The sequence below is a fragment of the Ectopseudomonas oleovorans genome (assembly GCF_003052605.1).
Classification (GTDB): Bacteria; Pseudomonadota; Gammaproteobacteria; order Pseudomonadales; family Pseudomonadaceae; genus Aquipseudomonas; species Aquipseudomonas oleovorans_A.
This window is the reverse complement of the sequence record NZ_QASO01000128.1, coordinates 529-2,322: the sequence shown is the minus strand read 5'-3', so window position 1 is coordinate 2,322 and position 1,794 is coordinate 529. Positions and strand designations below refer to the sequence as shown.

Sequence of the window (1,794 nt, the reverse complement as noted above, 5' to 3'; positions counted from 1 at the left end):
GCCTTGAGGTACATCCAGCTGCTGTACGAAATCGAGCATGAAGTCCGCGACCTAGAACCGGATTTACGCCGCCGAATACGACAAGAAAAAGCCGTACCGGTGATGGACGCGTTGCATGCCTGGATGATCACCCAGCGCCTACTTGTGCACGATGGCTCGGCCATCAGCAAAGCATTGGATTACAGCCTCAAACGCTGGACGGCGCTGTCGCGCTATCTCGATGACGGCGCCGTACCCATTGACAATAATTGGGCAGAGAACCAGATCCGGCCATGGGCGTTGGGGCGCAAGAACTGGCTCTTTGCAGGTTCACTGCGCAGCGGTAAACGGACAGCGGCGATCATGAGTTTGATCCAGTCAGCTCGACTCAACGGGCATGACCCGTACGCCTATTTGAAGGACGTCCTCACGCGCCTGCCGACGCAGCGGGCAAGTGAGATTACGGAGCTGCTGCCGCATAGGTGGCGACTGGTTTAGTTGCGCAAGACGGGATGCCCAGACGCATACCTTCGCAGTAAAGGTGTATTACATCTGATGTTCGAATTGTAGCTCCCTCTCTGAAGCGCTTTCGTGAGCCTTGGTGGCTAAAAACGCAACCTATGCCAGATCTGGTGCAGATGTATGTGTCTATTAGGTATCCGGTTACAGGCCATGAAAATTGGGTGCTCTGCGCTTTTATCAGGCGTATCTTAGTTCGTCGCGATAATTCGGTGATTGGCATCAAAAAATACGCCCAATAGCTTCTAGGGTCGCTCTTTTTCTCACGCCATTGCCAATGAGTATGTAAATCGAATTTAGCGTCTTAAATATGAAGCCTTCTTCGAATTTATGGAGGAAGCTTGTGCGCACGAAGTCGTCGACATCCCATCGGCGACTGCTATCGTAGATCACGGTATCTGCGTAGATAACTGCGGGCTTTCGATTTGTTCTGGTTAGCTCAGAGAGCTGGGCTGGGGTGACTTCTAAATCAATCCACCGCCAGTTCGACACGATGCAGTATTCAGCATATGGGTAGCGTTCACGGACGATCCTTACAGCTTCATCTTGACTGACCTTGGCTCCTGGCATGGATATGCCATCGCCATAGAGCAGATCGGTTATTTCATACAGCTCTTTCATAGCTTAGCCTCCGTAATATCGACGAGCAGGAAGTTCAGCTGCGTAGAGCACAACATCAGTACCCATTTGAATTTGACTGGCCATGAGTTTGGCCGGGCCTCCAAACTGGTGGCAGCCGAATTTTGTATGGACTAGATGTATGACGTCACCACGCTTGGTTCGCTCTTCAATGAGCTTTAGGACATCAGCAACTGCGATTCCCAGATTGTCTGGGAAGTTGCAGCTTACTACCGCTTGAAAGCTTCTGATGTACAGTCCTTCGCCTGGTTCTTTTAGCGTTTTTTTGATGATCTCAGGATCATTTGTAGCGATTGTATTTACAACACCATTAGTTTCCATGCTCGCAAGCGTAATGCTCAACCAGCGCTCGCTGCCTTTTTTGTTAAGGCACCATAGACCTGCGCTTTCGGACTTGAATTCAAAGTCTATATGTCCTGCCTGGGCAGCCATCGTGTTTCTCCGCTTCAAATATCTCTTCAGTTGCTATTTCGTCAGGTAGGCAGATCGGAATCATTTGCGCTAGGAGCTGAGGTTTAAGGCTCTGTTGGCTAGGGCTTTCGCTTGATGCCATCACGCCTGCTCCTGTGCGCCGATGATTTCAAATGGAATTTATTTTCCATCGAAAGGTTAAAACCACCGGCTTTCAGCCGGTGAGCTTTAGCGCCACCATGCGGG

The 1,794-nt window shown here is 50.4% G+C and carries 3 protein-coding genes; 1 reads left to right on the top strand and 2 read right to left on the bottom strand.

All coding sequences use genetic code 11. From position 1 onward, the window contains the following. Positions 1 to 477: IS66 family transposase (locus tag DBO86_RS22635; RefSeq protein WP_146173183.1), on the top strand; the 477-nt coding region annotated here is incomplete at its 5' end. A 243-nt stretch (positions 478 to 720) separates the two neighbouring features. Here DBO86_RS22635 and DBO86_RS22630 read toward each other — a convergent pair. Together DBO86_RS22630 and DBO86_RS22625 are read right to left on the bottom strand one after the other, a co-directional pair. Beyond that, complete coding sequence (locus DBO86_RS22630) at positions 721 to 1,119, bottom strand: DUF6957 family protein (RefSeq protein ID WP_244185595.1); 399 nt, start codon at positions 1,117 to 1,119, stop codon at positions 721 to 723. 3 nt (positions 1,120 to 1,122) lie between these two features. After that, positions 1,123 to 1,569 (bottom strand): glycosyltransferase family protein, encoded by a 447-nt coding sequence (locus tag DBO86_RS22625; protein WP_108234905.1) that lies wholly within the window; start codon positions 1,567 to 1,569, stop codon positions 1,123 to 1,125. Positions 1,570 to 1,794: the final 225 nt, after the last annotated feature.